This is a genomic window from Polaribacter sp. 11A2H, assembly GCF_011379025.1.
Taxonomy (GTDB): domain Bacteria; phylum Bacteroidota; class Bacteroidia; order Flavobacteriales; family Flavobacteriaceae; genus Polaribacter.
Genome location: NZ_WTLD01000009.1, coordinates 108,203 through 130,903, shown reverse-complemented (window position 1 = coordinate 130,903; position 22,701 = coordinate 108,203). Strand labels below are relative to the sequence as shown.

General features: G+C 29.7%; 23 protein-coding genes. 13 read left to right on the top strand and 10 right to left on the bottom strand.

Annotated features, from left to right (window positions below; genetic code table 11):
* Nucleotides 1-20 precede the first annotated feature (20 nt).
* From ribH to GQS58_RS12730, 6 genes are all read left to right on the top strand, one after another.
* Nucleotides 21-527 (top strand): 6,7-dimethyl-8-ribityllumazine synthase, encoded by a 507-nt coding sequence (gene ribH / locus GQS58_RS12755; protein WP_166386471.1) that lies wholly within the window; start codon nucleotides 21-23, stop codon nucleotides 525-527.
* A gap of 256 nt (nucleotides 528-783) precedes the next feature.
* On the top strand, nucleotides 784-1,059 hold the full coding sequence (locus GQS58_RS12750) for a riboflavin synthase subunit beta (protein WP_166386469.1): 276 nt from the start codon (nucleotides 784-786) through the stop codon (nucleotides 1,057-1,059).
* A complete protein-coding gene (gene mutL / locus GQS58_RS12745) occupies nucleotides 1,059-2,876 on the top strand; it encodes a DNA mismatch repair endonuclease MutL (RefSeq protein ID WP_166386467.1) in 1,818 nt (605 codons plus the stop codon). The genes GQS58_RS12750 and mutL overlap by 1 nt, the downstream gene beginning before the upstream one ends.
* A gap of 2 nt (nucleotides 2,877-2,878) precedes the next feature.
* Entirely contained in the window at nucleotides 2,879-3,613 is a 735-nt protein-coding gene (locus tag GQS58_RS12740; protein WP_165733389.1) for a rhomboid family intramembrane serine protease, read from the top strand.
* On the top strand, nucleotides 3,613-4,464 hold the full coding sequence (locus tag GQS58_RS12735) for a rhomboid family intramembrane serine protease (RefSeq protein ID WP_166386465.1): 852 nt from the start codon (nucleotides 3,613-3,615) through the stop codon (nucleotides 4,462-4,464). Before GQS58_RS12740 ends, GQS58_RS12735 begins: the two co-directional genes overlap by 1 nt.
* A gap of 151 nt (nucleotides 4,465-4,615) precedes the next feature.
* On the top strand, nucleotides 4,616-5,476 hold the full coding sequence (locus GQS58_RS12730; protein WP_240914611.1) for an endonuclease/exonuclease/phosphatase family protein: 861 nt from the start codon (nucleotides 4,616-4,618) through the stop codon (nucleotides 5,474-5,476).
* A 29-nt stretch (nucleotides 5,477-5,505) separates the two neighbouring features.
* On the opposite strand, the gene GQS58_RS12725 is transcribed toward GQS58_RS12730, so the two are convergent.
* A complete protein-coding gene (locus tag GQS58_RS12725) occupies nucleotides 5,506-6,675 on the bottom strand; it encodes an NAD(P)/FAD-dependent oxidoreductase (RefSeq protein WP_166386461.1) in 1,170 nt (389 codons plus the stop codon).
* Between the two features lie 225 nt (nucleotides 6,676-6,900).
* Complete coding sequence (locus tag GQS58_RS12720; RefSeq protein ID WP_166386458.1) at nucleotides 6,901-7,395, bottom strand: GNAT family N-acetyltransferase; 495 nt, start codon at nucleotides 7,393-7,395, stop codon at nucleotides 6,901-6,903.
* A 123-nt stretch (nucleotides 7,396-7,518) separates the two neighbouring features.
* Here GQS58_RS12720 and mtaB point away from each other — a divergent pair, with 123 nt between their 5' ends.
* Genes mtaB through GQS58_RS12705 form a run of 3 tightly spaced genes read left to right on the top strand, consistent with a single transcriptional unit; the run spans nucleotide 7,519 to nucleotide 10,492 of the window.
* A complete protein-coding gene (mtaB, locus tag GQS58_RS12715; RefSeq protein ID WP_166386456.1) occupies nucleotides 7,519-8,853 on the top strand; it encodes a tRNA (N(6)-L-threonylcarbamoyladenosine(37)-C(2))-methylthiotransferase MtaB in 1,335 nt (444 codons plus the stop codon).
* A 30-nt stretch (nucleotides 8,854-8,883) separates the two neighbouring features.
* Nucleotides 8,884-9,543: an alpha/beta hydrolase gene (locus tag GQS58_RS12710; RefSeq protein ID WP_166386454.1), complete on the top strand. Its 660-nt coding sequence runs from the start codon at nucleotides 8,884-8,886 to the stop codon at nucleotides 9,541-9,543.
* A 46-nt stretch (nucleotides 9,544-9,589) separates the two neighbouring features.
* Nucleotides 9,590-10,492, top strand: a complete 903-nt coding sequence (locus GQS58_RS12705; RefSeq protein WP_166386453.1) for a lytic transglycosylase domain-containing protein — start codon at nucleotides 9,590-9,592, stop codon at nucleotides 10,490-10,492.
* Nucleotides 10,493-10,499: 7 nt separating this feature from the next.
* Here the strand turns inward: GQS58_RS12705 and GQS58_RS12700 are convergent, their stop codons facing one another.
* From GQS58_RS12700 to GQS58_RS12665, 8 genes are all read right to left on the bottom strand, one after another.
* Nucleotides 10,500-10,697, bottom strand: coding sequence for a YwbE family protein (locus GQS58_RS12700; RefSeq protein WP_158837947.1), 198 nt, complete (start codon nucleotides 10,695-10,697; stop codon nucleotides 10,500-10,502).
* 84 nt (nucleotides 10,698-10,781) lie between these two features.
* Nucleotides 10,782-10,973: a cold-shock protein gene (locus GQS58_RS12695; RefSeq protein ID WP_018943662.1), complete on the bottom strand. Its 192-nt coding sequence runs from the start codon at nucleotides 10,971-10,973 to the stop codon at nucleotides 10,782-10,784.
* A 187-nt stretch (nucleotides 10,974-11,160) separates the two neighbouring features.
* Nucleotides 11,161-11,352 carry a cold-shock protein gene (locus GQS58_RS12690; protein WP_018943662.1) on the bottom strand — a complete coding sequence of 64 codons (192 nt, stop codon included), beginning with the start codon at nucleotides 11,350-11,352 and terminating at the stop codon, nucleotides 11,161-11,163.
* Nucleotides 11,353-11,468: 116 nt separating this feature from the next.
* Complete coding sequence (locus tag GQS58_RS12685; RefSeq protein ID WP_166386452.1) at nucleotides 11,469-12,410, bottom strand: NAD(P)H-dependent flavin oxidoreductase; 942 nt, start codon at nucleotides 12,408-12,410, stop codon at nucleotides 11,469-11,471.
* Nucleotides 12,407-13,204: an energy transducer TonB gene (locus GQS58_RS12680; RefSeq protein ID WP_166386450.1), complete on the bottom strand. Its 798-nt coding sequence runs from the start codon at nucleotides 13,202-13,204 to the stop codon at nucleotides 12,407-12,409. Before GQS58_RS12680 ends, GQS58_RS12685 begins: the two co-directional genes overlap by 4 nt.
* 1 nt (nucleotide 13,205) lies before the next feature.
* A complete protein-coding gene (locus GQS58_RS12675) occupies nucleotides 13,206-14,867 on the bottom strand; it encodes a S8 family serine peptidase (protein ID WP_166386447.1) in 1,662 nt (553 codons plus the stop codon).
* A gap of 39 nt (nucleotides 14,868-14,906) precedes the next feature.
* A complete protein-coding gene (gene mnmA / locus GQS58_RS12670) occupies nucleotides 14,907-16,094 on the bottom strand; it encodes a tRNA 2-thiouridine(34) synthase MnmA (RefSeq protein ID WP_166386445.1) in 1,188 nt (395 codons plus the stop codon).
* 137 nt (nucleotides 16,095-16,231) lie between these two features.
* Nucleotides 16,232-16,945, bottom strand: a complete 714-nt coding sequence (locus tag GQS58_RS12665; protein WP_166386443.1) for a toxin-antitoxin system YwqK family antitoxin — start codon at nucleotides 16,943-16,945, stop codon at nucleotides 16,232-16,234.
* Nucleotides 16,946-17,023: 78 nt separating this feature from the next.
* Between GQS58_RS12665 and GQS58_RS12660 the strand changes: the two genes are divergently transcribed.
* The 4 genes from GQS58_RS12660 to GQS58_RS12645 all read left to right on the top strand — a co-directional run bounded on the left by GQS58_RS12660 (nucleotide 17,024) and on the right by GQS58_RS12645 (nucleotide 22,654).
* Nucleotides 17,024-17,563, top strand: a complete 540-nt coding sequence (locus GQS58_RS12660; RefSeq protein ID WP_166386441.1) for an adenylosuccinate lyase — start codon at nucleotides 17,024-17,026, stop codon at nucleotides 17,561-17,563.
* 532 nt (nucleotides 17,564-18,095) lie between these two features.
* The gene (gene purB / locus GQS58_RS12655; protein ID WP_166386439.1) at nucleotides 18,096-19,439 is read left to right on the top strand and encodes an adenylosuccinate lyase; all 1,344 of its coding nucleotides are present in this window, start codon (nucleotides 18,096-18,098) and stop codon (nucleotides 19,437-19,439) included.
* A 3-nt stretch (nucleotides 19,440-19,442) separates the two neighbouring features.
* Entirely contained in the window at nucleotides 19,443-19,928 is a 486-nt protein-coding gene (locus GQS58_RS12650; RefSeq protein WP_240914610.1) for a hypothetical protein, read from the top strand.
* Nucleotides 19,929-20,383: 455 nt separating this feature from the next.
* Complete coding sequence (locus GQS58_RS12645) at nucleotides 20,384-22,654, top strand: TonB-dependent receptor (RefSeq protein WP_166386437.1); 2,271 nt, start codon at nucleotides 20,384-20,386, stop codon at nucleotides 22,652-22,654.
* Nucleotides 22,655-22,701 lie beyond the last annotated feature (47 nt).

Below are 22,701 nucleotides of genomic sequence, written 5' to 3'. Positions count from 1 at the left end.
AACTGAATACTAAAAAAAATATGGCTACAACCAATTTATCAGTTTACGATAAAACAACAATCCCAAATGCGAAATCTTTTCGATTTGGGATTGTTGTTTCTGAATGGAATCCTGAAATTACAGGGAATTTACAAAAAGGAGCAATTGAAACTTTATTAGATTGCGGTGCAACTAAAGAAAACATAATTTCTTGGGATGTACCTGGAAGTTTTGAATTAGTTTATGGTTGCAAAAAAATGATAGCAACACAACAAGTGGATGCAATTATTGCCATTGGAAATGTAATACAAGGAGAAACAAAACATTTCGATTTTGTTTGTGAAGGCGTTACCCAAGGTATTGTAGATTTAAATATAAAATACGATGTACCTGTTATATTTTGTGTTTTAACAGACAATACAAAACAACAATCTTTAGATAGATCTGGCGGAAAATTAGGGAATAAAGGAACCGAATGTGCCGTAGCAGCAATTAAAATGGCTGCACTTAAAAATATTGACGCCAAAAGTGAAAGCATCGGTTATTAATTTTAACTACTTTTCTAAAATAAAGCGATTATCCTGCAAGGTTTTTCTAACCTTGTAGGTATAGTATTCTTAAATAATCACCTAGCTTTTACACTTTAAACCTACAATTTTTTTGAAACCTTGCATGAAAAATTAAGAACTCTTTTAACATCTTTGTTTGAAGAATTCCTTTTAATTCTGTAAATTTGAAATACTTATATAAGTTGGTATAATCCTTGATTTATTCAAGAAATTATAAACCAATAATACTAAAACTATGGGATTTTTAAAACGTACTAATAAAAAATTTGACTACCAACCTCGTTTTTACGAAGGAGAAGGAAGTCCTTTTAAAATTGAACATAAGTTAGATCAGTTTAGAACAACAACTGGTAAAAACAAGGGGATTAAAGGTAAGTTTAGTGATGCTTTTGATGATTTAAAAAACTCAGATAGAAGCGTAAACAAAACACTTTTTTATATTATCGCAATTTTGGTACTTATCTTTTTGTACATTATAGATTTCGATTTATCCATTTTCAATAGAAATTAATGTCGGATATTATTCAATTATTACCAGATCATGTTGCTAACCAAATTGCTGCAGGAGAAGTCGTTCAACGTCCTGCTTCTGTTGTAAAAGAGTTGCTAGAAAACGCCATAGATGCTGGTTCAAATAATATAAAACTTTTATTAAAAGACGCTGGTAAAACGTTAATTCAAGTAATTGATAACGGAAAAGGAATGAGCACTACAGACGCTAGAATGAGTTTTGAGCGTCATGCAACTTCTAAAATACAAAAAGCAGAAGATTTATTTAACCTTAGCACAAAAGGGTTTAGAGGAGAAGCTTTAGCATCTATTGCTGCCATTGCGCATGTAGAATTAAAAACAAAACAAAATACCGAAGAGTTAGGTACTTGTATTAAAATTGAAGGAAGTAAAATTGTATCACAAGATTTTATTTCTACGAGTAAAGGAACTAGTATTGCTGTAAAAAACTTGTTTTACAATATACCTGCGAGAAGAAATTTCTTAAAGTCAGATACCGTTGAAACACGTCACATTATAGATGAATTTCAACGAGTTGCTTTAGCGCATCCAAACATTGCTTTTTTAATGCATCATAACGATAATGAAGTATATCATTTAAAAAGCAGTAATTTAAGAAAACGGATTGTGAGTGTTTTTGGAACTAAAATGAATGAAAAATTAGTTCCTATAAACGAGCAAACCGATATTGTTGGTATAGAAGGTTTTGTTGCAAAACCAGAATTTTCTAAAAGAAAAAGAGGAGAGCAGTTCTTTTTTGTAAATGATCGTTTTATAAAAAGCTCTTACTTAAATCATGCCGTTGTAAATGCCTTTGATGGTTTATTAGAATCAGGGTCACATCCCTCCTACTTTTTATACTTAACAGTGCCTGCAAATACTATTGACATTAACATTCATCCTACTAAAACAGAGATAAAGTTTGATAATGAAAAAGCATTGTATGCCATGTTAAGAGCTACTGTAAAACACAGTTTAGGCCAATACAATGTAGCACCTGTTTTAGATTTTAATAGAGATGCAAATTTAGATACACCGTATCATTTTAATTCAAAACCAAAGTCTACTGCTACTCCTAGAATTTCTGTGGATCCAGATTTTAATCCATTTAAAGAAGAAGCGAGTAGAGAAATTCATACGCCGTTTAAAAGAGAGTCTGAAACAGAAAGTTGGGAGTCTTTATATACTCCTACTATTGCAGATACAGAAGAAGAAATACAATCAGAATTATTTGACAATCAACAAGACATAAAAACACAGAAAACATTTCAAATTCAGCGAAAATACTTACTGAGTTCTATAAAATCTGGTGTGGTTTTAATCAATCAATCTTTAGCGCATCAACGTATTCTATACGAAGAGTTTTTAGAAAGTATTACTGTAAAAGAAGCCAACAGTCAGCAATTATTATTTCCTGTTAAAATTTCTTACACATCTGCAGAAATAGAAATGATTTATACCATTAAGACCGAATTAGAAAATGCTGGTTTTTCTTTTGATGAATTTACAAAAGACAGTGTTACTATAAAAGGAATACCCGTTTCTGTTACAGAAAGTAAAATAACAATTATCTTAGAAGAGTTATTAAGTGATATAGATTTAGAAGTACCAGATGCTAGTTTTAGTCATTTTGATGTTATGGCAAAATCATTTGCAAAAACATTGTCTATAAAAACAGGCACACAACTTTCTGAACGAGAACAAGAAGGTTTAGTAAATGATTTATTTTCTTGTAAAGAACCTACTGTTTCTCCTTTTGGAAAACCAATTTTTAAAACATTAACATTAAACGAAATAGACAATCTATTTAACAGTTAAAAATGAATACGAAACTTACAGACGCCATAAAACATATAATTATTATAAATGTAATTTTATTTGTTGCACCACAACTTTTAAAATTAGATTTTACAAATATCTTGGCTTTACATTTTCCTGAAAATGAACATTTCGGAATTTGGCAATACGTAACGCACATGTTTATGCATGGTGGTTTTAGTCATATATTGTTTAACATGTACGGTTTATGGGCTTTTGGTACTCCTTTAGAACAAATATGGGGAAAAAAGAAATTTATCTTTTTCTATTTTTCTGCAGGAATTGGAGCTGGAGTTATTTACACATTGGTCAATTATTATCAATTTAATGGTATCTATGAACTTTTTATAAATGCAGGTTTAAATAATTCTGAAGTTTTATCTATCTTAAAATCTGGTAGCACCAATGACGCACGTATTATAGGTGCTATTACACAAGATCAATTTAATCAAATAACCTCTTTATATAATACTCCTGCAGTTGGAGCCTCTGGCGCTGTATATGGTGTTTTAGTCGCTTTTGGTCTTTATTTTAAAGATGCCAAATTAGCATTGATATTTTTCCCGGTTCCTATTGCTGCAAAGTACTTTATACCTGTAATGATTTTGGGAGATTTGTTCTTTGGAATGACAAAATACTCTATTGGAAACATAGCTCATTTTGCGCATGTTGGTGGCGCTCTAATAGGTTTTATAATTGCTTGGTACTGGAAAAAGAACGAATTTAAAACATATTAATGAGTTTTCTAGACGACATAAAGAACCGCTATAAAAGCGGAAATATTGTAGAAAAATTAATCTACATAAACCTTGCTATCTTTGTATTTACCTTGTTAACATCTGTTTTTCAAGATTTATATAAGGGCGAAATAAATTGGGTAGTAACCTGGTTCTCTTTAGATGATAATTATACCTCTTTATTAACTAAACCTTGGACTATTATTAGCTATGGTTTTTTACATGCCGACTTTCAACATATTCTTTTAAATCTAATAACCTTATACTTTGTAGGGAACTTATTTATAGAATATTTTACACAAAAACAATTATTAACGTTCTATCTATTAGGTACTTTCTTTGGTGGAGTTTTATTTATTTTAAGCAATAGTTATTTTCCTTTATTTCAAGATCAATCTTCTATATTAGTAGGTGCTTCCGCAGGTATTTCTGCCATTTTTATAGGTATTACCACCTACATACCCAACTACCAATTAAAAATACGTTTTATTGGCTTTGTTAAGTTATGGCACTTGGGGGCTATTTGGGTAGGTTTAGATATATTAGCACTCTCTGGAGGAAATGCTGGCGGCCATTTTGCACATTTAGGAGGTGCTTTATTTGGTTTTTTGTATGTTCAAAAAGCAGCCAATAAAGAAATACAAATTTTCGATAAAATAGCAGCCCTATTTTCAACAAAAAAGAAACCTTTAAAAACAGTTTACAAATCGCCTAAAAAAACAGTAAAAACCACTAAAGATACTTCTTTAAATCAACAACAAATAGATGCTATTTTAGATAAAATTAGCAAATCTGGTTATGACACTTTAACGAAAGAAGAAAAAGAGTTTTTATTTAAACAAGGAAGATAGTAGTATGAAAAATTTGTCCCCCATAGATAAGATTTTATATTTTATAAACTCAATATTAGCAACCCTACTATTGCTCTCTTATGTACTACATTTTATATCTCCTGCCACCATACCCTTTGTAGCAATTATAAGTCTATTTGTACCGTTTTTAATGATAATTAACTTACTTTTTGCAATCTATTGGTTAATTAGATTGAAAAAACAATTATTACTATCCGTTACAGTTTTTATTATTGGAATCTTTTTTTCCTATCCTTTTTATAAAATTTCAGGTAACAACTCTTCTTTAAATAATGATTTAAAAGTGATGAGTTATAATGTAAAAAGCTTCGATCTTTTTCATAAAAAGAAAGACTCTATTATGCAAGATGGGTACGAATTTATAGCCGCAAAAGATCCAGATGTTATTAGCATACAAGAGTATTATAAATCTAATAAAAACAAATTCTCATTTCCATACAAATACGTAAAACTTCGTCCGAATAGTACTAAATACGGAATGGCAATTTACTCTAAACATAAGATTATTAATGCAGGGTCTTTAGATTTAAAAAGTACTGGTAATAATATTATTTTTGCAGATATATTAAAGAAAAAGGACACCATTAGAATTTATAATATTCATCTAGAATCTTTAAGAATAAAGCCCAATGAAGAAAATTTTGGGGAAGAAAATTCTGAAAAATTAATAGAAAGGGTTTCTAATTCCTTTAAAGAACAAGCAGAACAAACCGTTCAGTTTTTAGCACATGAGCAACAATGGAAAGGAAAAAAAATTGTTTGTGGAGACTTTAATAATACAAGCTATTCTTGGGTATATAACAAAATTTCAAAAGACAAGAAAGACACTTATATTGAATCTGGTAAAGGCTTTGGTAAAACCTACAATTATTGGTTTCCTATGAGAATAGATTTTATTTTAACAGATAAAAATGCCATTAGTAACAAGTTTACTACCTATACAGAAAAATACTCAGATCATTTTGCTATTATGGCTAAAATTAACTGGTAGCACAAAAAATGAGTAGAGAGTAATTGTTATTAATAACTTCTTTTTTTTATAACCTTTGTAGCTTTGCCTTCTATTTTATATTTAAATAGCATTACTACACTTAAAAAAAACATTTTAAATTTAGCAAATCGCAAAGTATAATGACTTGCTTTTAATAATCTTCCAAATTCTTTTTTAATGTCTTTTTCATAGCTCTTTAATATTTGTTCAGAGAAGTTATTTTCTCTTAAACACTTTTCTATATTATTTGCAGCAATAATACCAGACATCATACCCGTACCAATACCTTCTTTATAAAAAGCATTTGCCAAACCTGCTGCATCCCCTACTAATAAAAAACGCTCTCCGGAAATTTTATAATTACCAAAATGAAACGGAATAGACCAACCTCTCCAAGAGTTTACTTTCGTTGCATTTACAAATTGATGTTTAATATATTTATTCGTTTTAATTAGATTTTCTATTTCATGAACTAAATTTATACCATTTTTTTTTATCTGATCAGACCTACCTCCTAAACTAATATTTACTTGACCATCTGACAACGGAAAAACATAAAAAAACAAAAGCGTTTTTTTATAAATCATTCTAACTTCTGCTTCATTTTTTATAGCAAGATCTTGAACCCCCGTAAAATAAGCACTTACAAAAGTAGATGAAAACTTTTTATCTATTTTATTCTGAGCCAATTTACCAGAAACAATAGATTTTGCCCCATCTGCTCCTACCACCATTTTAGACAAAATTTCTTCGCCATTTTTTAATTTAATATAAACACCACCTGTTTGATTCTCAAGCACTTTTACTCCATTTCCAAAATATTGACAAGCATATTCGCTAGATAAATGATTGACTAAAAAATGGTCAAAATCGAAACGTTTTGCATAAGAAATAACCATATCTCTGTCTTCACTTTCTTTAAATTCAATTTTAGAATTATTGTTTATAAGCAGCGTAATTTTTTTACTATGTATAAATTTAGGATTCTTCAAAAATTCTAAAAACAAATCTTCTCCTAAAAGTTTTAAAGATTTGTAAGCGTATAATATTAGTCCATCTCCACACGTTTTATCTCTAGGAAAAGTAGCTTTATCTACTATACAATGCTTAATTTTTAATTTAGATAACATCAAAGATGTTGCAACACCAGAGGGTCCCGAACCAATAATACAAACATCTGTTTTTTTTATTTGACTCATAATTACAATAACTATATTACACTATTTGTATTAAACTTATTTATTAAAGCCATAATCTCATACTATTTTACAAATACACAATTGGCATTTTTAATACACTTTTTCTTTACCTAAACTTCTTCTTAATCTATATTATTTCTTCAACAGAAAACTAAAACACTTCTTTGAATCATTAATACTGTAGAAAAATTACATCACGATACCGAAGTATTAAATTAGCACTAATTACAGGTACAACTCATATTTGGTTTCTGCCAGACCTTCATCATTTATAAAAGTATTTTTTATTTGAAAACAATTTGCTTCTAAAATTTTAGAAGAAGCTACATTTTCATCTACTACATAGCCAATAATTTTATCCATTTTAAGTTTCTTACAATAAGAAATTAACCCCACACAAACCTCAAAACCAAACCCTTGCTTCCAATATTTTTCTAAAAAACGATAGCCAATTTCATCATCTAGATTGTCTTTAACCAAAGCAACAGTTCCAAGAAATTGATGCTCCCTTTTTCTGATGATCGCATAAATCCAAAAATCATTATTAGTGTCACTATATTTTAAAATCAATGTTTTTAACTCTTTTTCGTTTTCAATATAGGTTTTTGGATTTCCTGTAGCATATTTTAAAACATTCTCATTGCTTTCTAGCTGATGAAAAGCTGCTAAATCCTCTAAAATTAGTCTTCTAATAATTAACCTTTCCGTTTCAAAAATCATCAATAATATCGTACTTTTGCGTTTTTAAACTGTTACACACAGTATTTGTAAATATACAATTTGAACTTTAAGAAATAAATCCTTTTTTAAAGTTTTGTTTTTTAGTTAAACAAACTTATTAGAATGAATGCAGAAAAGAAAGTTGCCTTTTACACTTTAGGATGCAAATTAAATTTTTCAGAAACATCTACTATTGCTCGTAATTTTGTGAGCGAAGGCTTTGAGCGTGTAGATTTTGAAGAACCAGCAGATGTTTATGTTATAAATACTTGTTCTGTTACAGATAATGCAGATAAACGCTTTAAAACCATTGTAAAAAATGCATTAAAGAAAAATGATGATGCTTTTTTAATTGCGGTTGGTTGTTATGCGCAATTAAAACCAGAAGAATTAGCAGCTGTAGATGGTGTAGATTTAGTTTTAGGTGCTACAGAGAAATTTAATGTTACCAGTTATATAAACGATTTAACTAAAAATAATGTTGGAGAAGTACACTCTTGTGAAATTTCTGATGCAGATTTTTATGTAGGTTCTTACTCTATTGGAGATAGAACACGTGCATTTTTAAAAGTACAAGATGGTTGCGATTATAAATGTACTTATTGTACAATTCCTTTAGCACGTGGAATTTCTAGAAGCGATACTTTAGAAAATGTTATTGAAAATGCCAGAGAAATTTCATCAAAAGGAATTAAAGAAATTGTTTTAACGGGTGTAAATATTGGAGATTATGGTAAAGGTGAATTTGGTAACAAAAAGCACGAACATACTTTCTTAGATTTAGTAAAAGAATTAGATAAAGTAGACGGTATACATCGATTACGAATTTCATCTATAGAACCTAATTTATTAAAAGATGAAACAATTGAATTTGTATCTAAATCAGATTCTTTTGTTCCTCATTTTCATATTCCTTTGCAATCTGGTAGTGATGAGTTACTTAAGAAAATGAAACGTAGGTATTTAACAAATACATACACAAACAGAGTAATAAGAATTAAAGAAGTAATGCCTAACGCCTGTATTGGTGTAGATGTTATTGTTGGTTTTCCTGGTGAAACAGACGAGCTATTTTTAGAAACGTACAACTATTTAAACGAGATGGACATTTCTTACTTACATGTTTTTACTTATTCAGAAAGACCTAATACAGAAGCAGTGCATTTAGAAGGTGTGGTGCCTAAAAAAGTACGTGCCAAACGTAGTAAAATGTTACGTGGTTTATCTGCTAAGAAAAGACGTGCTTTTTATGAGAATCAATTAGGTAATACCGTAACCGTTTTATTTGAAAATGAAAATAAAGAAGGTTATATAAACGGTTTTACAGAAAATTACGTTAAAGTTAAAACACCTTGGAACCCAGAGTTGGTAAATACATTACACACTATAACGCTTACTGAAATTGACGAAGATGGTCTTGTAAGATTTAATTTTGAAAACAATAGCGTTACAATTTAAAATGTAATTGCTACATTAAAATAAATAGATATGAAAAAGATTCCAATATACTTGGTTCCTGGTTTAGCAGCTGGACCAGAAATTTTTGAAAACTTAGAATTATCAAAAGATAAATATGACATTCATTATTTAAAATGGATAACACCTATAGCTCAAGATGAGTCTATTGCTAACTACGCAATGAGAATGAGCGAGGATGTAAAAGAAGAAAAACCTGTTTTAGTAGGTGTTTCTTTTGGCGGAATTATGGTACAAGAAATGAGTAAGTATCTAGATGTTAAAAAAACAATTATTATTTCTAGCGTAAAACACCATAAAGAACTGCCAAAAAGGTTTAAATTTGTGAAATTCACAAAAGCTTATAAGTTTTTTCCAACTAAGGTTGTCTCAAATTTTGAAGATTATGCTAAATATTTTTTAGGTAAATCTTTAAAAAAGAGAGCCCATATTTATAAGAAATACCTTTCTGTTAGAAGTGAACTATACTTAAACTGGTCTATTGGTTCTATTATTAGGTGGGAACAAACAGAAAAGAATCAAAACATTACGCACATCCACGGTACAAATGACCACGTATTTCCTATAAAAAACATAAACAACTGTATACAAATAGAAGGTGGTACCCATATTATGATTATTACTAAAGCCAAGAAATTAACTAAAATTATTAACGATATTTTAACTAGTTAAAACACAGGTCATCCTTATTTTTAAATCACAAAAACATTGCAAACTCATGAATAAATCACTCCGTTTTCTTTCACTACTTAGCATCTTAATAGTTGCTTTTTTATTTTATAATGGCATTAATAAAAATGAAACAGACCCACAAACAAGTACACATGCAACCTATAAAATAAAAGCATTAAAACTACCTAATAATTTAAATCTTGCTGGAGAAAGGGTTCCTTTAGAAATACCGGATGTAAAAGAAAGAATGGAGAGAGAGTTATTGGTAAATACCTATTGGCAATCTAATGGACTATTATTGATAAAAAGAGCAAATAAGTACTTTCCTATTTTAGAACCATTATTAAAAAAATATGGTTTACCAGACGATTTTAAATTTTTAGCTTTGGCAGAAAGTGGTTTTATAGATGAAACCTCTAACGTTGGTGCAGCGGGTATGTGGCATTTTATGCAGGCAACAGGTAAAGAATACGGTTTAGAGATTAATAGCAACGTAGACGAACGTTACGATATTGAAAAATCTACAAAAGTAGCTGCTGAGTATTTAAAAAAATCTCAAAAACGTTTTAATTCTTGGACTTTAGCTGCCGCTGCTTACAATGCAGGAAACTATGGTGTTAGTAAAAGGTTAGATGAGCAAGAAGTAACTAATTATTACGATGCTAAATTACCCGATGAAACTGAAAGATATGTATTAAGAATTATTGCCTTAAAAGAAGTAATAAGCAATCCTAAAAAATATGGTTTTGTCTTTGAAAATGAAGATCTATACACTTTAGCAAAAACAAGAACTATAAAAGTTGATACAGCAATTTCTAATATTACACATTTTGCAAAGAAATTTGGAATGAATTATAAAGAGTTTAAAATTTACAATCCTTGGTTAAGAGAAAATAAACTAAACAATAAAAGTAGAAAAGTGTACGAGATTAAAGTACCTGTTAACTAAAGTATTTTTATTCTATAATATTTTTAATTCTACCTACCAACCCAGATTCTAACTGAACTTTAATACCATACGGATGGTTTTGAGATTTAGTTAGAATTTTTGCTATAACACCTTCTGTTAATTCTCCACTTCGTTGATGTGGTTTCTGTACAATTTCTACAAACAAACCTATTTCTACATTTTTTCTTTGCCTACCGTCAATCATAAATACTTTTTAATACGAAAATAAAAAAAGCCTATCAATATTGATAGGCTTTTAGATAAAAAATTAACTAGTAATAAATATATATTATAATACTCTTACGTTTACTGCGTTTAATCCTTTTTTTCCATCTTGTAAGTCAAATTCAACTTCATCGTTTTCACGAATTTCATCGATTAATCCTGATACATGTACAAAATGTTCTTTGTTTGATCCTTCTTCAGTGATAAATCCAAATCCTTTAGATTCATTGAAAAATTTTACTGTTCCTTTATTCATAATAAAAATTATTTGTTGTCAATTTAATTACTAACAACATTTATATAATAACAAATGTAATGCCAAAATTTGAATAACGGCATAATTTTTTATGATACTTTTTTTAATCTGAATGATAAGAACATAAAAAAAGCCTATCAATATATTGATAGGCTTTTAGATAAAAAATTAACTAGTAATAAATATATTATAATACTCTTACGTTTACTGCGTTTAATCCTTTTTTTCCATCTTGTAAGTCGAATTCAACCTCATCGTTTTCACGAATTTCATCGATTAATCCTGAAACATGTACAAAATGTTCTTTGTTTGATCCTTCTTCAGTGATAAATCCAAATCCTTTAGATTCGTTGAAAAATTTTACGGTACCTTTATTCATAATAAAAAAATATTGTGTTGTTAAATTAATTCCTAACAACGTTTATTGAATTGCAAATGTAATGCCAAAAATTAACAAACGTATCAAAATAATTAAATTATTTTCAAAAACAGAACCTAAACACTAGTAATCAATAATTTAACACCTTTAAATTCATCAACAATCTCCATTAGAACATCCTTTACTGGTTTTATTTCATGAATTAAACCCGCAATTTGACCAATTTCTAACTCTCCTTCGTCTAAATCTCCTTCAAACATTCCTTTTTTAGATCTTGCTCTGCCTAATAATTCTAAAAGTTTTTCTTTTGTTGGGTTTTGTTTATATAATTCTTGCACGTCATTGTAAAACTTATTCTTCACCAAGCGAACTGGCGCTAATTCTTTTAACGTTAACTGAGTATCTCCGTCTTTAACAGCAACAATGGTATTTTTAAAATTAATATGAGCAGAAGATTCTACTGTAGCAGCAAATCTACTTCCTATCTGCACGCCGTCTGCACCTAAAACCATAGCCGCCAACATGCCTCTTCCGGTTCCAATGCCTCCAGCAGCAATTACAGGAATTTTAACCTGTTCTTTTACCATTGGTATTAGAGTAAAAGTGGTTGTTTCTTCCCTCCCATTATGTCCACCTGCTTCAAATCCTTCGCAAACCACAGCATCTACGCCAGCAACTTCTGCTTTTAAAGCAAACTTTACAGAACTTACAACATGTACAACCGTAATTCCTTTTTCCTTTAAAAAGGATGTCCAAGTTTTTGGGTTTCCTGCGGAAGTAAAAACAATCTTTACCTCTTCTTCTATAATTATATCCATTAATTTTTCAATGTCTGGATACAACATTGGTACGTTTACTCCAAAAGGCTTGGAAGTTGCTTTTTTACATTTTATAATGTGCTCTCTTAAAACATCTGGATACATAGAACCTGTACCAATTAAACCTAAACCACCAGCATTAGAAACTGCAGAAGCTAACTTCCAACCAGAAACCCAAATCATCCCTCCTTGTACAATGGGATATTTTATATTAAAAAGAGTTGTTATTTTATTTGTCATAACTTAAAGTTAATTTTTTGTGTATAATTAAAAGGTATTTTTCTACCTCTATCAATTGCAGCAGACCAACCTTTTATATCCTCAAAGAAATCTACTAATTCAATGTACAATTTTTCTGGTATTGTTTCATCAACAGTTACATCAGTAATAGAACCATCAATATCAATCACAAAATTTACATAAACATCTCCATCTATCTTATAATTAAGTGCACGCTTTAATTTTTTTAACTCATTTCTATATTCCTTTAGACCTCCTTTAAAACTTGGTTTCTTTTTACGTATTACAGCTTCTTTTTTAGTTATTTCTCCGTTATTATTATAGTAAATTTCTTGTATAATTGTATCTTTTTTAAATATAGCTTTCCCCGCTAAAACACCATTGTAATGGTATATTTTAAAAAGCCCTTCTTTATTTCCTTCATATAACCTCCCTTCTGCATTTATATTTCCATTATCAAACCAAGATTTATATTTCCCGTGTAAAAGTCCTTCTTTATTATAGTAACTTAGTTGAATCATTTTACCGTGTTTATTGTAATTTATACTTTGTCCAATTTTTACAGTTTTAGCTAAAGAATTATAATGTTGATAATAAAAGAGTTTACCATTTCTTCTATATTTTCTGCTTAACCAAAGAGTATCATTTACTTTTGTTAAAATCTCAAAATTCTTAGCCTTCGTTTTATCTGTTGTTAACTTATTGTTATTATCAAAAAAATTAACAATGGAATCCTTTTGAGAAAACAGATGAAAACACGTAAAAAACAGAATAATAAATAGTTTTAATTTCATTTTACTCTTTAATTAATTTAAATATTTTTTGTTGATTATCCTTTGATACCTTCATTAAGTAAACACCGCTTTCTAAAAAAGAAATATCAACTGCATCTGAAGTTACCTTCTCTTTTTTTAAGACTCTTTTACCTAAAATAGTATAAACTTCAATTGTAACGCTATTAAGATCATCTGTAGAAATTACAAAACGATCTTTTATTGGATTTGGATATACATTTAAATTGATAATAGCATCATCCAAAACAGCTAAACTAGCCTTATAGCGATTCAGAGCAACTTCAAAATTAGGAATCCCATAACCATGCTGGTCGGTAGGATTATTAAATTGATTTGCAGACTCATAAACTGCAGTTTTTAAATAATCATTATAATTCTCACCAGATTTTTTTAAGGATGCTTTTAAAAGAAATCCTTCATTCTGATTTAAACAAGCTATTAAACCCGCCATAATAGGCGATGAAAAAGACGTTCCGCTAGATGAAGTTGTGATTTCTCCAGAACTATAATGTATCAACGCTGGGTTTTGACCTTTACCTAAAATTTCTGGTTTTATTCTTCCGTCGGATGTTGGTCCGAAAGAACTAAAACTTGCAATATTACCAGAAGCATTTACTGCTCCAACCGAAATCACAGAAGTTGCATCTGCAGGTGCTCCCATATATTTCCAAGTACTATTTCCATCATTACCAACGGCATTTACCAAAAGCAAACCACGTGAAGCCCCAATTTCTGCACCTCTAGATATAAAAGTGGTTTTACCATCCATATCTGCATAGGTGTGGTTATGATTAGGATTATCATACGTAGTATAGCCCAAAGAAGTATTTATTACGTCAACACCCAAACTATCTGCTCTTTCTGCCGCTTCTACCCAAAGTGTCTCTTCTAAAACAGTCTCTGTTTCTGAAATTTCTGATATAAATAAATAAAATTTTGCATCTGGAGCTGTACCAACATATTCATCTTTAATATACGCAGCAATTGAAGACAAAACATGCGTTCCATGACTATTTCTTGTGTAGAAATTATCATTTCTATCAGCAAAATTATAACCTCCTAAAATTTGATTATTATCTCTAATTCTACTAAAAGCATCTAAGGTATTTACATTAGGAAACCCAGCATCTATAATTGCTATTATTTGCCCTTCCCCAGTTAATTCTTGTTGATGCAAATAATCTCCCTTTAACATTTTAATTTGATTATCGGTTGCACCATAATTAAAATCTGTAAGCGTTTCTTTAAACTTGTTATAATGATTAGGAGTTATTGTTTTTCCTTTTGATTGACCATTTAGATTCAACGATTTATTAGCAAATTCTACAGATGCTATAAAACTATAATTAGACATTAAATTATTAATAGCTACTACTTCTCCTTGAACATGAACAGCGTTTAACCATTTAGATTTCCCTAAAACAGTAATCGTTTTATCATTTTTTAGTTGATTATAATACGCTTCATCAACAGGAACATCTTTAGAATCTAAAGGAATATTGAGTTTAGACCTTCTATCTAATGCTCTTTGAGTAAGCATTAAGGTAGGTCTGTTTAAAAAACTAGTTTCTTGAGGTTTATCTTTAATAAAAACCCAAGCATCTTCTTGTGCAGAAACCTGAAAACAAAAAATTAGGCATAAAAAAAGTAGTAATTTCTTCATATTCCGAAATTACTACTTTTTTATGATTTTATAAATTTTTTAAGAGATAACTCCAGAGCCTAATAATTCGTCTTCTATATACCAAGCTACAAACTGTCCTTCTTGTATGGCAGATTGTTTGTTTTCGAACTCAACATACAAGCCAGATGCTACCTTGTGTAAAATAGCATTTTCTAAAGGTTGTCTGTATCTAATTCTTGCAGCTACTTGCATGGTTTCTCCAACTTTTAAAGTTAAGTCTTCACGAATCCAATGCATTTCTTCATTAGAAACAAACAATACATTTCTATACAATCCTGGGTGATTTTTACCTTCTCCGGTATAGATTACATTTTCTACAACATCGGTTTCTATCACATACAAACCTTCTTTTGTACCACCAACATTTAAACCTTTACGTTGTCCTTTTGTAAAATAGTGTGCTCCTTGATGCTTACCAACCACTTTACCATCTTCTTTATTGTAAGTAAATTTGGTAGCGTAATATTTTAATTCTTCTTCTTTGTTTTCAAAAGTAGGAGCTAGTTTTGTGTATTGCTTAAAATCCGTTGGAATCGTTACAATTACTCCTTCTTTAGGTTGTAATTTTTGTTGTAAAAATTCAGGCAAACGAACTTTACCAATAAAACATAATCCTTGAGAATCTTTCTTATCTGCTGTAATTAAATCTGCTTCTTTCGCAATTGCTCTAACTTCTGGCTTTGTTAATTCACCAATAGGAAATAATGCTTTTGTTAATTGTTCTTGAGATAATTGACATAAAAAATAAGACTGATCTTTATTATTATCTTTACCTGCTAATAATTTATATACTGGTTTTCCGTCTATAATTTCTTCTCCTTTTCTACAATAATGACCTGTTGCAACATAATCTGCACCTAATTTTAAAGCGATATCCATAAAGACATCAAACTTAATTTCTCGGTTACAAAGTACATCTGGGTTTGGCGTTCTACCTTTCGAGTATTCATCGAACATATAATCTACAATACGTTCTTTGTATTGCTCACTTAAATCTACCACCTGAAAAGGAATTCCTAATTTTTCTGCAACAATCATTGCATCATTAGAATCTTCTAACCAAGGACATTCATTAGAAATAGTAACAGAATCATCGTGCCAATTTTTCATAAAAAGCCCAATTACCTCATACCCTTGTTCCTTTAATAAATGTGCAGTAACACTACTATCTACACCACCAGAAAGACCAACAACTACTCGTTTCATTTTTATTTTTTGAGGTTGCAAAGATACAAATTAGAAATGGTTTTTATAGATTGAAAGAATTGATGTAACCATTGTTTTGATTTATATAAGTTTGCTAATTTTAAAAGTAGCATTCTAAAAATATAAATCCCAAAAAATTAATCTTCTTTTTTACGAGAGAAAGTACTTTTCTGTCTTAGTTCTTTTTCCGTGGCCACTTCTCCGTCCAAATAATACTCCCAATTGCCAACTCTTATTCCGTTTTTATAATTTCCGGTTTCTAATAACTTTCCGTCTAGTTCAAAGTATTTTGCCAAACCGGTTAACTCCCCGTTTTTATAAGTAAGCTCCTCTATAAGTACTCCATTACTAGCGTATCTAGTTTTTACACCATCTAACAAACCATTTTTGTAATTAGAAAACTCTGTAACTTGACCATCTTGATAGTAAATTATTTGGGCACCGTGTAATTTACCTTTTTTATAATTTTCTTCTGACATGATTACACCATCAGGATAAAAATATTTCCAATTACCAACACGGTCTTTCCCCTTTAAAACTCCTTCTGTTTCTATTTTACCTTTTAAAGTAAAAAACTTAACATAAAGCGAATCTGAGTTTTTATAAAATGTTTTAATAATTACCGGATGCGCAGAACTTGTAATGTCGTAAAACTTAAAAACACCTACCTCTTTACCGTTTTTAAATTGACCAACATAACGTATTCGCTTATTCGAATAATATTTTTTCCAAACGCCTACCCTTTCATTATTTGCATTTAATTGATTAATTTTTTGTGCATTAAAATTTTCACTTGTAAAAAAACAAGCAAAAAATAGTAAAATAAAAAACAGTCTTTTTATCTTTATCATTCAAATATAATTTAAAACAAAGATACATTAATAGTGTCAAAAACAAATCTCCTTTTTGTAACCGAACAACTCCACAACATGGAAACCCCTAAAAGGGAAAATCGACAAAGAGTTGCCAATATTATTTTAGAAAACCCACAACTATTTAAAGAACTGGTTACTATTACGTTTACTATTGAAAATAAAGTTTCTATAAAGGCTGCTTGGATTTTAGAATGGATTTGCACACACCATCATTTAGAATGGGTTTTACCGCATTTAGATACTTTTACTTCAGAAATAAAAAACGTAAAATTTGATAGCGCCATAAGACCATGTGCTAAGGTTTGTGAACATTTAGCAATTGCCTATTATGCAAAAACAGAAAATAATACACAAGAAAAGCTTACAAAAAACCACATAGACAGCATTGTAGAAACAGGTTTCGATTGGTTAATTTCTCCACAAAAAATTGCAGTAAGAGGCTATACGATGAATACTTTATATTTATTTGGATTAGAAAAAGAATGGATTCATCCAGAATTAAAACATTTAATAGAAACTAAAATCATACATGAAAGCAAAGGCTGTAAAGCGCGTGGAAAATTCATTTTAGGTTTGATTGAAAAAAGAGGTTAATAAGACATGGACTTCTTTGAAAAAAATTATTTGCAGAGATTTAAGCAGAGTTTCAAAGAAAAATATAGTTAATAGGACGTACAAAAAGACACTAATTTTACAGATTTCAGGGATTAAATTGTTCTCATTCAAATAATAATAACATCAGAATATGATTTATTAATTATTTTGGCTAAAGCCAATAATACTCACTATTATCAATCACAGGCTAAAGCCTGTGCCTATAAAAAAACAAATTTTTAAATTTAAACTATTCAAAAAAAAACATTTAGAAGATTATAAATAGCCTGTGGATTTATCCACAGGAATTCAATTTTAAACGTTATCAAGGCTTTAGCCAAACTTCATCATCCAGCAAGGTTATTTCTATTTAAAAACACCTACAGAATTTAATAAAAAAAATCGTGAATTCGGGGCTGTTAAGTTTTGAAACTTCAACTATTTATTTGTGATAATCCTAGAAATTCGTGTATAAAAAACATCATAAATCTGCTAAATTCACTATTTTTGCAATTAACAACATAACGAAAAAATGGAATTAACACAATTAAATGCCATCTCTCCTATTGATGGTCGCTATAGAGGTAAAATATCAAAATTATCAGATTATTTTTCGGAAGAAGCTTTAATAAAATACAGAGTTCGAGTAGAAATTGAATATTTTATTGCTTTGTGTGAAATCCCATTACCTCAATTAGCAGATTTTAACAACGATTTATTTGACGATTTACGTAAAATTTATATTGATTTTACTACAGAAGATGCTCAGAAAATAAAAGATATTGAAAGCATTACAAACCACGATGTAAAAGCTGTTGAATATTTTATAAAAGAAAAGTTTGATGCATTAGGTTTACAAGCACATAAAGAGTTTATCCATTTTGGATTGACTTCTCAAGACATAAACAATACCGCTATTCCGCTTTCTATAAAAGAAGCAATGAATGATGTTTATGTACCTCATTATTTTGAACTTTTAGAAAAATTACAAGAATTAGTTATTGAATGGAAAGATATTTCTATGTTGGCAAGAACACATGGTCAGCCAGCATCTCCAACAAGATTAGGGAAAGAAATAGACGTTTTTGTGGTACGTTTAAAAGCGCAATTCAACTTATTAAATGACATACCAAGTGCTGCCAAATTTGGTGGAGCAACAGGTAATTATAATGCACATAAAGTAGCGTACCCAAATATAGATTGGAAAGAATTTGGAAGTACTTTTGTACAAGGAAAATTAGGTTTACACCACTCTTTTCCTACAACTCAAATAGAACACTACGATCATTTAGCGGCTCTTTTTGATAATTTAAAACGTATAAACACTATTATTTTAGATTTAGATAGAGATTTCTGGACATACGTTTCTACAGATTATTTTAAACAAAAAATTAAAGCAGGTGAAGTTGGTTCTTCTGCAATGCCACATAAAGTAAATCCTATCGATTTTGAAAATTCTGAAGGAAACTTAGGTTTGGCAAATGCAATTTTTGAGCACCTTTCTGCTAAATTACCAGTTTCTCGTTTACAACGTGATTTAACAGATAGTACTGTTTTACGTAATGTTGGTGTACCATTTGGTCATACAATTATTGCATTTACATCTACCTTAAAAGGATTGAATAAATTATTGTTAAACAAAGAAAAGTTTGCGCAAGATTTAGAAAACAATTGGGCAGTTGTTGCAGAGGCAATTCAAACTATTCTAAGACGTGAAGCATATCCAAATCCTTATGAAGCATTAAAAGGATTGACGAGAACGAATGCTAAAATCAACCAAAAATCTATTGCAGACTTTATTGATACTTTAGAAGTTTCATCAGAAATTAAAGAAGAATTAAAAGCAATTACACCAAGTAATTATACAGGTATTTAAGCTATGTTAAAAACAGAACCAAGAAACAAGAATCAAGAATCAAGACAAAAGGATGCTAAAAAACAGTATCCTCTTGTATCTTGTTTCTTGGTTTTATTCAGTATTATATTTTTCTCTTGTCAGTCAGATATAAAAGATAACTCAGATCGCTTTAAAAAAGGTGTTTTTGAGATTCCTGCAGGAAATGGATATAGTAAAACAACCATCACTAGAAAAGATAGCCTTCAAATTGAAAAGTATGATAAAATCATAAGTATCTCTAATGATAGTACTTCTGGAGAAAAAAAGATAAAACATATTGATACATTATATATCAAATGGAAAAATAATTTTTTCTATACTTTAAAGATGAAATCTCCAAAAAAAGAGATCGATAAGGAACCTATTTATGTTCAAATTACGAAAGTAACAGATAGTTCTTTTAGTTTTTCTGCAAAAATTGGCTTTAGTAAATTTGCTACAGATGGTACTATTTATAAGGTGAAATAAATTACATAAACTTTTGTTTAAAAGAATACTCAGCATTTTTTTCCTTTTCCTATTGATGATACCAACATCAATAGAAATACTGCATGATTTAGCAAATCATGAGCACGCTGTCTGTACCTCTATTACAGATCATCACATACATAAACAGCATTTAGACTGTGCTGAATTCCACAAGCAATTAACCATATTCTCTATGGACTTTACATCTAATTATGATGTAATTCCCAAACACTTTTACGCTTCAACTTTTATTGATAAACCACAGAGAGTTAAAAAGGTTTATCGATCTATAAAACCTCCGAGAGGCCCCCCTTATTTTACTATTTAAATATATCATTGTGAAAGAGAAATAATTGAAAAAATCTATTAATTCCATTTCACTGTGTACTGTATTAAAACCCTTTGTGTTAAAAAACCTAAGGGTCTAAATTAATTTTAATAGTAAAATAACATCAATGAAAACATTTATAAAATTGCTACTTTTAGTAGCAGGGTTTTCTGTGAATGCACAAAACAGCATTTCAGGAACTATTACAGATAGCAACAATAATCCATTGGAGCAAGTACAAATTTATGCACAAGAATTGCATAAAGGAACCACAACCAAAGAAGACGGAAGCTATATTTTAAGAAACATTCCGAAGGGAAAAATAAAAATAACTTTTAGCTATTTAGGGTTTAGAACATTTTATAAAATAATTGAATTTAACAAAGAAAACATAACTCTAAACATTCAATTACAAGAAAGTCCATTTAACATGGATGAAGTTGTAATATCTGCTCCTTTTAATAAATTACAGTCAGAAAATGTAATGAAAATAGAAAGCCTTTCTGCTAAATCTATTATTAAATCTGGCGCGACCTCTCTTGTAGAAGGAATTACAAATATCCCTGGAGTTTCGCAAATATCTACGGGAGGTTCTATAGGAAAACCTGTAATTAGAGGTTTAAGCGGTAATAGAGTTTTAGTCTACACGCAAGGTATTCGTTTAGAAAATCAACAATTTGGTGGTGAACACGGTTTAGGTATTAACGATGCCGGAATAAGTAATATTGAGGTAATAAAAGGACCTGCATCTCTACTTTATGGATCGGATGCACTAGGTGGTGTTTTATATCTAATTCCAGAAAAATTTGCGGCAGAAAACTCTAAAGAACTAAATGTTAGTCATCGTTTTTTTGGTAATACATTAGGAACAAATACATCTGTTGGTGCTAAATTATCTTCAGAAAGCTGGAAATTTTTAGCAAGAGGAACGTATGCAAATCATGTAGATTATAAAATCCCTACGGATGAAAGAGTTACCAACACCCGTTTTAACGAAAAAGATTTTAAAACAGGAATTGCTTATTCTAAAAACAATTTTACATCAGAGGTTCGTTATAATTTTAACAGATCTAAATTAGGCTTGCCAGAAGAAGGTGTTGCAGAACAATCTACCAGTAGAACGCTTTTAGAACCTTATCAAGCAATAGACAATCATATTATAAGCTCTCATAATCATTTCTTTTTGGGCGATTCTAAAATAGATTTAGACTTAGGGTATACTTTTAATGATAGACAAGAATTTGAAGAGCATCATGACGAACATGAAGATGAAGATGACCATGGAGATGAACATGGAGAAGAAGAACATGAAGAAGCTGCTTTAAGAATGAAATTAAAAACATTTAGTTATAATGCTAAATATCATTTTCCTAAAATAGGAAATGTTGAAATTTTAACCGGAGTACAAGGATTACATCAAACAAATACCAACTTTGGAGAAGAGATATTAATTCCGGATGCAACTATAAACGATTTCGGAGTTTTTACCACGGCTTACTATTCTTGGAATAGAAATACATTACAAGCAGGAGTGCGTTATGATAATAGAAATATAGAAACAGAAAGACACGAAGTTGCACATGAAGACGAAATCCATATTTTTGAAGCAGTTGATAAATCTTATAATAGTTTTACATCTTCATTAGGTTTTAAAACCTCTATAACAGACAATTTTGTAGCAAGAATAAATATAGCAACTGGTTTTAGAGCACCAACTTTAGCAGAATTATCTTCTAACGGAGTGCATCATGGTACCAATAGATTTGAAAAAGGAAACAACAATCTTGCCAATGAAAAAAATACGCAGTTTGATCTTTCTTTAGAATATAAAACAGAACATTTTGAGTTGTTTGCAAACGGATTCTATAATTTATTAAACGATTATATTTTTATTTCTCCAACAGGAGAAGTTGAAGACGGAGAGCCTGTTTATAGTTACTTACAAGAAGACGCTAAATTATATGGTGGTGAATTTGGCTTTCACTTACACCCACACCCTTTAGATTGGTTGCATTTAGAGAGTTCTTTTGAAACCGTAATTGGCGAACAAGATAATGGAGATTACTTACCTTTAATTCCAGCTAATTCTTGGAAAAATACGCTAAGAACTGAATTTGACATAAAAAAATGGATGCAACAAGGTTACGCTTCATTAACTTTAAAAAGTACATTTTCTCAAAATAATATTGGTCCATTTGAAAGCTACTCACCTAGTTATAACCTAATCAATTTTGGTCTTGGTGGAGACATCTCTTTAAATGATATTACCTTTTCTACAAGTTTATCTGTAAACAACCTATTGGATACAAAATATATAGATCATTTATCTAGATTAAAATCTGATGAAATTTTAAACCAAGGAAGAAATATAATCTTAGGAATTAATTTTAATATATAAAAAGCACTAAGAAGTTTAAAAAAAGTGCTGTACTTAAAATACAGCAC

Bases quoted from the DNA above. Each gene is read 5' to 3' on its own strand.
- ribH (WP_166386471.1), top strand. From the start codon at position 21: ATGGCTACAACCAATTTATCAGTTTACGATAAAACAACAATCCCAAAT.
- GQS58_RS12750 (WP_166386469.1), top strand. From the start codon at position 784: ATGGGATTTTTAAAACGTACTAATAAAAAATTTGACTACCAACCTCGT.
- mutL (WP_166386467.1), top strand. From the start codon at position 1,059: ATGTCGGATATTATTCAATTATTACCAGATCATGTTGCTAACCAAATT.
- GQS58_RS12740 (WP_165733389.1), top strand. From the start codon at position 2,879: ATGAATACGAAACTTACAGACGCCATAAAACATATAATTATTATAAAT.
- GQS58_RS12735 (WP_166386465.1), top strand. From the start codon at position 3,613: ATGAGTTTTCTAGACGACATAAAGAACCGCTATAAAAGCGGAAATATT.
- GQS58_RS12730 (WP_240914611.1), top strand. From the start codon at position 4,616: ATGATAATTAACTTACTTTTTGCAATCTATTGGTTAATTAGATTGAAA.
- GQS58_RS12725 (WP_166386461.1), bottom strand. From the start codon at position 6,675: ATGAGTCAAATAAAAAAAACAGATGTTTGTATTATTGGTTCGGGACCC.
- GQS58_RS12720 (WP_166386458.1), bottom strand. From the start codon at position 7,395: ATGATTTTTGAAACGGAAAGGTTAATTATTAGAAGACTAATTTTAGAG.
- mtaB (WP_166386456.1), top strand. From the start codon at position 7,519: ATGAATGCAGAAAAGAAAGTTGCCTTTTACACTTTAGGATGCAAATTA.
- GQS58_RS12710 (WP_166386454.1), top strand. From the start codon at position 8,884: ATGAAAAAGATTCCAATATACTTGGTTCCTGGTTTAGCAGCTGGACCA.
- GQS58_RS12705 (WP_166386453.1), top strand. From the start codon at position 9,590: ATGAATAAATCACTCCGTTTTCTTTCACTACTTAGCATCTTAATAGTT.
- GQS58_RS12700 (WP_158837947.1), bottom strand. From the start codon at position 10,697: ATGATTGACGGTAGGCAAAGAAAAAATGTAGAAATAGGTTTGTTTGTA.
- GQS58_RS12695 (WP_018943662.1), bottom strand. From the start codon at position 10,973: ATGAATAAAGGAACAGTAAAATTTTTCAATGAATCTAAAGGATTTGGA.
- GQS58_RS12690 (WP_018943662.1), bottom strand. From the start codon at position 11,352: ATGAATAAAGGTACCGTAAAATTTTTCAACGAATCTAAAGGATTTGGA.
- GQS58_RS12685 (WP_166386452.1), bottom strand. From the start codon at position 12,410: ATGACAAATAAAATAACAACTCTTTTTAATATAAAATATCCCATTGTA.
- GQS58_RS12680 (WP_166386450.1), bottom strand. From the start codon at position 13,204: ATGAAATTAAAACTATTTATTATTCTGTTTTTTACGTGTTTTCATCTG.
- GQS58_RS12675 (WP_166386447.1), bottom strand. From the start codon at position 14,867: ATGAAGAAATTACTACTTTTTTTATGCCTAATTTTTTGTTTTCAGGTT.
- mnmA (WP_166386445.1), bottom strand. From the start codon at position 16,094: ATGAAACGAGTAGTTGTTGGTCTTTCTGGTGGTGTAGATAGTAGTGTT.
- GQS58_RS12665 (WP_166386443.1), bottom strand. From the start codon at position 16,945: ATGATAAAGATAAAAAGACTGTTTTTTATTTTACTATTTTTTGCTTGT.
- GQS58_RS12660 (WP_166386441.1), top strand. From the start codon at position 17,024: ATGGAAACCCCTAAAAGGGAAAATCGACAAAGAGTTGCCAATATTATT.
- purB (WP_166386439.1), top strand. From the start codon at position 18,096: ATGGAATTAACACAATTAAATGCCATCTCTCCTATTGATGGTCGCTAT.
- GQS58_RS12650 (WP_240914610.1), top strand. From the start codon at position 19,443: ATGTTAAAAACAGAACCAAGAAACAAGAATCAAGAATCAAGACAAAAG.
- GQS58_RS12645 (WP_166386437.1), top strand. From the start codon at position 20,384: ATGAAAACATTTATAAAATTGCTACTTTTAGTAGCAGGGTTTTCTGTG.